Origin of the sequence: Dolichospermum sp. LEGE 00246 (assembly GCF_015207865.1) — a bacterium.
Lineage (GTDB): Bacteria > Cyanobacteriota > Cyanobacteriia > Cyanobacteriales > Nostocaceae > Dolichospermum > Dolichospermum heterosporum.
Map to the genome: position 1 here is coordinate 1 of NZ_JADEWA010000254.1, position 7,802 is coordinate 7,802.

Below are 7,802 nucleotides of genomic sequence, written 5' to 3' on the forward strand. Positions count from 1 at the left end.
CGTTTTTTACTTCAATTTATTAGTCTAACTTATAATCTGTATCTTGAATATCTTCATTTATTTATCTTTTTCTCCCTCTGGGTGGTGTTCATTCTTGTTGCTCCTTATTGACAATGGGTTTTGATGCTATTTTTGGTGTTTTTCTTTTTTGCCAATGTATTTTCTCGATAATATGTTATTTTTTATTCTCAATTTTATTTCTTGCCTATGTAATTCCACTCCTGTGACAGTTGGGGTGCGGAATGTGGGTTATATGGTAGGTTGGGTTGGGTCACGTGAACGCATCCCCCACAACCACCTGTTTCTCCTAATCCCTTTCAGCAAGTTTTACAATTTATCTCTCCACCACCAAAACCACCAGTTTATCCTAACCAAAATGAAAATTTAGGAAAAGGAGTAATTTTAGAAATGGTAGCAATACCTGGGGGAAAATTCCTCATGGGTTCACCCGAAGGAGAAGGAAATGATCGGGAAAAACCCCAACATCAATACCATTCAACCATTTTATATGGGAAAATACCCTGTTACCCAAGCACAATGGGAAAGGGTAGCATTTTTACAGAAAGTGAAGATTGATTTAAAATCTCAACCTTCACACTTCAAAGGTGCAAATCTTCCAGTTGAAAATGTATCATGGCATGACGCACAAGAATTTTGTGCTAGGATTAGCAAGGCTACAGGTAAATTATATCGCTTGCCCAGCGAAGCTGAATGGGAATATGCCTGTAGAGGAGGAACAATTACTCGTTATTATTTCGGTGACACCATTACTACTGATTTAGTAAATTATAATGGGAAATATGGACAAACCACAGATGTGGGAACTTTTCCCCCTAATGCTTTTGGTTTGTATGATATGCACGGTAATGTATGGGAGTGGTGTGAAGATGGTTGGCATGGAAATTATATAAATGCACCCATTTGGCCTAATAATAGTAATCCTTGGATTAGTAAAAATAATAAACGGCTATTGCGCGGTGGTTCTTGGAACTTTAGCCTTATGGGTTGTCGTTCTGCATATCGTGATGGGTACGAACCAGATATCCGGTATAACAATGGCGGTTTTCGGTTGGTAGTTTCTGGTGCAGGGACTCTTTAGTTATTTACCCTTCCAAATATTTTTAACCGAAAATGTCTGAACTATGATTTTTATGATTTAAGGATTTACATGATTTGATTTTTTGCTAAATCTCTACAATGGGTTAAAAAGAAAATCTCTTCCTTTGCGTCTTTGCTCCTTTGCGACTACCCTACGGGATCTCTAAGAGAGATTGCACGAAATAAATATCAGAATCAGGATATCCACCGATTAAAGAATTAACAGGATTTTGTATGAAGTTTGATTTTTTGGGATGTGGTATGAGAAATGTAGCCTTACCCTTCCATACTTTTGATCACTTCTACCAATTTCTGAAGATGTCCTAACTCATGGGTAGCCATGACAGATATTCTAATCCGACTGGTGCTAACTGTGGGAGGACGAATGGCTGGTGCAAAAATTCCTGATTCTCGCAAATGCTTTCCGGCTGTTAGTGCGGTGGCGGCACTGGGTAATTGAAAACATAATATCGGAGATTCTGTGGGGAATAACTTTAAGTTAGGTAAATTATCTTGAATTAATTGTTTTAAATAGTTGACATTTTGCCAAAGTTGCGATCGCCTTTCCGGTTCTTCTTGGACAATTTTAATGGCGGCTATTGCGGCGGCTGTATCTGCGGGAGAAAGGGCTGTAGTATAAATCCAACTGGGGGCGCGATTGCGTAAAAAGTCAATTAGAGAGCCACTTCCGGCGACATATCCACCCAAACTCCCCAAGGCTTTACTTAATGTGCCAATTTGAATTAATTCTCTACCTGTACAGCCAAAATGTTCTACACATCCAGCCCCAGTTTTTCCCATGACTCCCGTAGCATGAGCTTCATCGAGAAGTAGCATACTACTAAATTCTTCAGCTAAATCTAGCAGTTGGGGTAATGGACATAAATCACCATCCATGCTAAAGACGCTATCAGTGATGATCAAACAGCGGCGAAAATTTTTCCTGTGTTCCCATAACTTTTCTTGCAGTACTGCAGTACCACCGTGCGGATATTCCATGACAGTTGCACCGCTGAGAATCGCTCCCTTTTTTAAGCTAGAATGGTTATATTGATCAGAGAAAATTAAGTCTCTTTTGCCGACTATGGCCGCAATTGTCCCTAAATTTGCTAAATAACCAGAACTAAATACTAATGCGTCTTCGGTTTGTTTGGTAAATGCTATTCCCTGTTCTAATTCTCTATGTATTTCTCGATGCCCACTGAGTAATCTAGAACCTGTACTACCAGTGCCGAATTGTTGAATAGCAGTAATAGCAGCTATTTTTAAGCGTTCATCTCCTGCTAGTCCTAAGTAATCATTACTGGCAAAGTTAATAACCTCTTGCCCAGATAATACCACAGTTGCACCGGGTTGGCTGTGAATCGGTTGCACGGAACGATACCAGTTAGCCCGATGAATAGTGGCTAAAGATTCATTTATCCAAGCATAAGGATTATTATTCATGATGAATTATGAACACTCTACTTCACTACTGCTAAGATAAGCGATCGCTTGTCTAATCCAATCCTCCACATAGGCATTTTTGGGTAAACCAATATCTTCGCTAACTACGTGCAGGGCGTTACTAACCTCACGGGCAGTATATCCCAAGGCGAAAAGAGTCATTTGCACTTCTTCTAAAATTCCTGGTGCAGGTCCGCCTGTAGCCACAAAGAAGCCCGCTGATTTGCGCCATTCGATTAGTTTACTCTTGAGTTCTAAACAGATGCGTTCAGCGGTTTTCTTGCCCACTCCAGGGGCTTGAATTAGCATTTGGACGTTAGCAGCGATAATAGCTTGGACTAACTCTGGTAATTCCATTGTATCCAAGAGAGCGATCGCTAATGCTGCACCAATACCGCTAACACTGAGCAAATGGCGAAATAAATCCCGTTCGGAAGGAGAAGAAAAACCGTAAAGCATGGGTACTTCTTCCCGAATCTGGTAATGGGTAAAGATTTGGATCACATCCCCAGTTGAGGTTAACTGGTTAGCCAGACGTTGGGGAATTTGTAAATCGTAACCTGTGCCATTGACTTCTAAGGTCAAGATGACGCGATTAGGAGTAATGGCTTGGACACCGGCGACAATACCTTTAAGATAGCTAATCATTCTAGAAAACCAAAATATTTTAAACCTTCCATAATCCCAGCAGCACAACGGTTTTGGGCGAGGTAACGGTAGTCCGCAGGATGCTGATGATACCATTGGAGTAACTCTGGACGAGCATTCCCGACAATGATTCCCCGTTCCCTACCAACAGCGAATAAAGCAATATCATTACCCGAATCGCCACAAACAACAGTCTGCTCGGCTGCAAATTTCCACTTCTGTCGTAAAAACTGCATTGCTTGACCTTTATCGCTGGTATGGGGTAAAATGTCAAGGTCAATTTCACTACTATAGATTAACTTTACATTTAGTTGAGTTTTTTGCAACTCCGCTTCAAGTTGTGGTAAGATTCCCGACAATTCTGCTTTTAGGAAAAAACTGACCTTGAAAGGACGTTGTTCCGTATCTGGTTGTAGCTCTAATTCTAGGAATTCTTCGGTAATAGATAGGATTTTTTGCCTATCCCAGCCTTGAGAAAGAATGTTTGACCATTCTGCGTCGGAATTATTACTACCATCTAAATAGATTTCCGTACCCACAGATAGAACTAAGGCATCTGGGGAAAAGAGATTTTGTTCCTGTTGAAGTTCGCGGTAAAGAATAGGCGATCGCCCTGTAGAGTAGACTATCTTTGTCCCATGTTGTTGACGATGACTTTGCAAGCGATCGCTCAACTGCAATAATGCCTGATCATCCCCTACGAAGGTATGATCTAAATCGGTTACGAATAAGAACTTAGTCACAGTCAACTCCTTTTGTAAGGTTAATTCACAAAAAGTGTATGCTGTTTTGGCACTTAGCGCAGAATTGACGAATTTAGTGGTTAATTAACCTTTGATTTTTCGCGCAAAACAGTATTTAGATGCTTGACAATAGATTTGACGAGGAAGAACCATCTTAAAATAAATACCAGAATAGTCAAGCTGACAACCCAGCGGGGAATGATGACACGACAACTGCACGACCAACTGGCTAAAGAATACCTAGAAGAATTATTAAAACCTTTAGGTAATGTCACAATCAGCAAAGATGTAAAAAGCGAAGTTCAGGAAATAGATGTTTCCTTTGAGCCAACAACAACATTACCTAAAAATTCAGAAGTAGGATTATTAGGAAGAATGGCGGTTACAAGTTGTCTATTTGAACCTTACCGCAATGCACCTAACGAGGTAGAAATTAGAAGTTGTTTGTTAAAATTGTATAGCGTTCAGGGTGAATTGTTAAGACAAGCAAAAAGAGAAAAACGTTCTATCTCTGAAGAAGAATTACCCTTTCTATGGATTTTAACACCCACCTGTTCAGAAAGAATCCTGGAAGGGTTTGGAGCAAAAGCAAAGGAGGAATGGGAAAAAGGAGTTTATTTTCTGCCAAAATACCAGAAAGCAGCTATTGTGGCTATTAACCAGTTACCCATGACAGAGGATACACTATGGTTAAGGGTATTAGGAAAAGGTAGAATTCAAAATGAAGCTATCAGCGAAGTAGTTGAACTGTCAAAAGAGAATGATAAATGGCATAGATTAATGGAAATTTTTGCATCTTGGCAGAAAAATCTAGAATTGAATAGTGATGTTAATGATGAAGAAGTAAGGGAGTTAATTATGAGTTTATCACCAGCATATCTAAAACAACGGGAAGAATGGAAACAAGAGGGACTTGAAGAAGGAAGACAGGAAGGAAGACAGGAAGGACAAAAAGACGGACAACGTTTGATGGTCGAGAGTTTGTTAGCGGTGCGTTTTGGTAATTTAGATGAGGAGTTATCTGCTATTATCAGTCAGTTAATGGAACTTTCTCCCACAGAAAGAACTCAGTTATTACTTAATTTTTCCCGTGAAGAATTATTAGCTAGGTTTAAAGTTGATTAGATATTTCCAAAAAAGGGAGACATTTCCTAAAATGTCTCTTTCAATGACTTAATCAATATTTTGTTGTAACCAGGTTTGTAAATCAGCCATAGCAGAAAAATCAAAAATACTTTCTCCTCATGTTTCTAATTGTGAAATTGATAACTGGCGAATTTGTGATGCAATTGCTGGATCTAGATTACCAAACCGCTTTGATAATTGACGAATAATTAAATTAGCTTCACCTTGTTTGAGGATTTCGTTATACCAGGGTGATTCTCTTAATACTGTCATATCCCACCTCATGATTTGTTGAACTATTGGTATTTCTAGGACAAAGGATGCAAAAAATGATAATAATGGTTCTAAATCCCTTAACTGTTCATTTTCTCGCAACTTATTCAGCGTTTACTACCAATATCTACTTTTTTGGTCATGGATTGATTAACATTTTGTTATAGCCAGTTTTCTATATTAACAATTGCATAAAAGCATTCACTGCATCATATTGATCTGCCATTCGAGAATAAAACTCTAGTGAACGCAAATCTAATTCTGGTAATAATTCACTCTTAGTTACTAAGTCATATCCTGTAGAACGCAAACAATAAACCGAAATTACACCATCTTGCCAAAACCAAACCTCTGATACTCCGACTCGACGATAAATTTCTAGGGTGTCAATTCCACCACTGGTAACTATTACCTCAATTGCCAAGTCTGGAACTGGTTTGCGTGTACCCAAACAATAAGACTCATCTGGTTCTTTGCGCGCGCCTAATTCTTTTGTCCCGATTGTCGTACTACCACGTCCATAAAAACGAATATTTTTCACCCGCATATAAATCTCTAAAAGTTGACCTAAAGTATTTTTAGGTTCTTCATGAGCATCAGATAAAGGAGCCATAATTTCTAAACACCCATCTAAATAAGTTAATTGCGCTCCAGTTCCTGCCAAGTCCCCATCTAATTTTTCCAGAGTTTCCCATGTTAGATTTGATAGCAAAGCTCCAACTGGATTTTTTTCAGCTTGAGAAATTGTGACAACCATCTGATTCACCTTTTACGCTATTTTTATAATATCCTAATTGCCTATAAAACCTAGATAAATCAGGGTAATCGCTCATATTCATAATTGTCACTGGCAAAGATAACTTTATAGTTTTGTGCAAGGTTATGAATACAGAATTTTCCTGATTTTTCTTTGACTAATATCAGAATATAAGATGTAGGGGTAGCACCCAATATACCCTAACCACGATAATGTCATGGCTTTAGTTTGAGTTTGGATATCCCCAATGCTTTCTTCAATTTCTAAAGACTGCTGGAAAAGGGCGATCGCATCCTCTATTTTTACCGTATTGGCGTAGATTTGATAATTTCTCTGACAGTCTCACCATCGGCAGATTTGATACGCGACAATATTTGTGAAAAATTTGGAAAATATTTTCTTGCAGTTGCAATATCTCTTTTTTTACGTCTTCCGAATTTACAGTATAGTTACCAGTTATACCCTCAATTGTCAAAAGTTCCTCTGTGGCTGTAAAGTCCTGACAATAATAATTGACCGCAGATAAACGCAGATAAACGCAGATAAATTAATTGATTTGATGATTCTGTACAGGGTCTAATGTGAAGAATCATTTCCATAACTGCTGACTTGGTAATTGATAGAGATAATTTATTCATTTTGATTCTATGGATTCCCCAAGATTAATATGTTTGTAAGTACCAAAATAAATCTCTCCCATTTACCTACTTTCACTGTGTCGAAGATATATAAAAATATTGCCCCTGTGATATTTGGTTTGATATTATCAGGATTAATGCCCGGTATTGCTAAGGCAGAAACAGTAATGGAAAAGGTAGCACGGACAGGAGTATTAACTGCTGGTACGAGCAAAGACGCTTTACCATTTGCCTACTCCGACAGTCAAGGAAAATTGACTGGTTATTCTGTGGATATGCTAACTTTAATCCAACAGCAATTAGAAAAAGAATTAGGCAAAAAAATTACACTTAAATTAGTTGCAGTTACCCCAGCAGCAAGGATTCCCAAAATTATTAACCGCCAAGTTGATATTGTCTGTGATGCCAGTAGTTTTACTTGGGAACGAGATAAAACAGTTGATTTTTCAATTAGTTATGGTGTCACAGGTACTCAAATCTTAATTAAAAAGGAAACTAATTTAGGTTCACCGGAATCCCTGATTAATAAGCGTGTGGGTGTGTTAGCTGGAACTACTAATGAACAAGCAATCAAGCAAATACAACCCCAATCCAAGATTGTATATTTGAAGACTAGACCAGAAGGATTTGCGGCTTTGGAACAGGGTAAAATTGATGCTTTTGCATCCGATAGCATTCTTTTAGAAGGATGGTTACAAACAGCAAAAAGTCCAGATAGTTTTGCGATAGTACCCCCTCGTCCCTATTCACGAGAAGGAATTGCTTGCATGGTTCCTGAGAATAACTCTAAATTCCTCAATTCAGTGAACTATTCCCTCGTTAAATTTATGCAAGGATTTGTCAACGATAACCCTAAATATGTGGCAATTTTTGACCGTTGGTTTGGTTCTCAGGGTGCTGTATATCTCAATCGAGATTTACGTGATTTAGCTGTAGAAACCATGCAGTTAATGATCGAGTTTCATGAACCAATTCCCCAGAAAGATTTGTAGGATTTAGTTATTAATTAGCATTTCCTCATCATATCGAGTATATTATAGCCCCATCCTCGCTTGCGGGGAGGGGGTTGGGGGT

At 38.5% G+C, this 7,802-nt stretch carries 9 protein-coding genes and 1 pseudogene; 3 read left to right on the plus strand and 7 right to left on the minus strand.

The window, feature by feature from the left end; genetic code table 11:
• Positions 1-378 precede the first annotated feature (378 nt).
• Positions 379-1,099: pseudogene (locus IQ228_RS16295) on the plus strand (formylglycine-generating enzyme family protein); the annotation flags it as partial.
• Positions 1,100-1,374: 275 nt separating this feature from the next.
• On the opposite strand, the gene bioF reads toward IQ228_RS16295, so the two are convergent.
• Genes bioF through IQ228_RS16310 form a run of 3 tightly spaced genes read right to left on the minus strand, consistent with a single transcriptional unit; the run spans position 1,375 to position 3,935 of the window.
• Positions 1,375-2,544, minus strand: coding sequence for an 8-amino-7-oxononanoate synthase (gene bioF, locus IQ228_RS16300; protein WP_193963556.1), 1,170 nt, complete (start codon positions 2,542-2,544; stop codon positions 1,375-1,377).
• A gap of 6 nt (positions 2,545-2,550) precedes the next feature.
• Positions 2,551-3,192: a Holliday junction branch migration protein RuvA gene (gene ruvA / locus IQ228_RS16305; protein WP_193963557.1), complete on the minus strand. Its 642-nt coding sequence runs from the start codon at positions 3,190-3,192 to the stop codon at positions 2,551-2,553.
• Positions 3,189-3,935 carry a sucrose-phosphate phosphatase gene (locus IQ228_RS16310; protein ID WP_193963558.1) on the minus strand — a complete coding sequence of 249 codons (747 nt, stop codon included), beginning with the start codon at positions 3,933-3,935 and terminating at the stop codon, positions 3,189-3,191. Before IQ228_RS16310 ends, ruvA begins: the two co-directional genes overlap by 4 nt.
• Before the next feature lie 201 nt (positions 3,936-4,136).
• Between IQ228_RS16310 and IQ228_RS16315 the strand changes: the two genes are divergently transcribed.
• Positions 4,137-5,060, plus strand: coding sequence for a hypothetical protein (locus IQ228_RS16315; protein WP_193963561.1), 924 nt, complete (start codon positions 4,137-4,139; stop codon positions 5,058-5,060).
• 117 nt (positions 5,061-5,177) lie between these two features.
• Here IQ228_RS16315 and IQ228_RS16320 read toward each other — a convergent pair whose 3' ends face one another.
• The 4 genes from IQ228_RS16320 to IQ228_RS16335 form a co-directional block, all read right to left on the minus strand.
• Positions 5,178-5,435, minus strand: coding sequence for a DUF4351 domain-containing protein (locus tag IQ228_RS16320; RefSeq protein WP_370566901.1), 258 nt, complete (start codon positions 5,433-5,435; stop codon positions 5,178-5,180).
• 73 nt (positions 5,436-5,508) lie between these two features.
• Positions 5,509-6,090: a Uma2 family endonuclease gene (locus tag IQ228_RS16325; protein ID WP_193963559.1), complete on the minus strand. Its 582-nt coding sequence runs from the start codon at positions 6,088-6,090 to the stop codon at positions 5,509-5,511.
• Positions 6,091-6,346: 256 nt separating this feature from the next.
• Positions 6,347-6,565 (minus strand): hypothetical protein, encoded by a 219-nt coding sequence (locus tag IQ228_RS16330; RefSeq protein WP_152540511.1) that lies wholly within the window; start codon positions 6,563-6,565, stop codon positions 6,347-6,349.
• A complete protein-coding gene (locus tag IQ228_RS16335) occupies positions 6,555-6,728 on the minus strand; it encodes a hypothetical protein (RefSeq protein ID WP_160170656.1) in 174 nt (57 codons plus the stop codon). Before IQ228_RS16335 ends, IQ228_RS16330 begins: the two co-directional genes overlap by 11 nt.
• A gap of 29 nt (positions 6,729-6,757) precedes the next feature.
• On the opposite strand from IQ228_RS16335, the gene IQ228_RS16340 reads away from it, so the two are divergent.
• Positions 6,758-7,720: an amino acid ABC transporter substrate-binding protein gene (locus IQ228_RS16340; RefSeq protein WP_193963560.1), complete on the plus strand. Its 963-nt coding sequence runs from the start codon at positions 6,758-6,760 to the stop codon at positions 7,718-7,720.
• The last annotated feature ends 82 nt before the right edge of the window (positions 7,721-7,802 follow it).

Bases quoted from the DNA above. Each gene is read 5' to 3' on its own strand.
- bioF (WP_193963556.1), bottom strand. From the start codon at position 2,544: ATGAATAATAATCCTTATGCTTGGATAAATGAATCTTTAGCCACTATT.
- ruvA (WP_193963557.1), bottom strand. From the start codon at position 3,192: ATGATTAGCTATCTTAAAGGTATTGTCGCCGGTGTCCAAGCCATTACT.
- IQ228_RS16315 (WP_193963561.1), top strand. From the start codon at position 4,137: ATGACACGACAACTGCACGACCAACTGGCTAAAGAATACCTAGAAGAA.
- IQ228_RS16325 (WP_193963559.1), bottom strand. From the start codon at position 6,090: ATGGTTGTCACAATTTCTCAAGCTGAAAAAAATCCAGTTGGAGCTTTG.
- IQ228_RS16335 (WP_160170656.1), bottom strand. From the start codon at position 6,728: ATGAATAAATTATCTCTATCAATTACCAAGTCAGCAGTTATGGAAATG.
- IQ228_RS16340 (WP_193963560.1), top strand. From the start codon at position 6,758: ATGTTTGTAAGTACCAAAATAAATCTCTCCCATTTACCTACTTTCACT.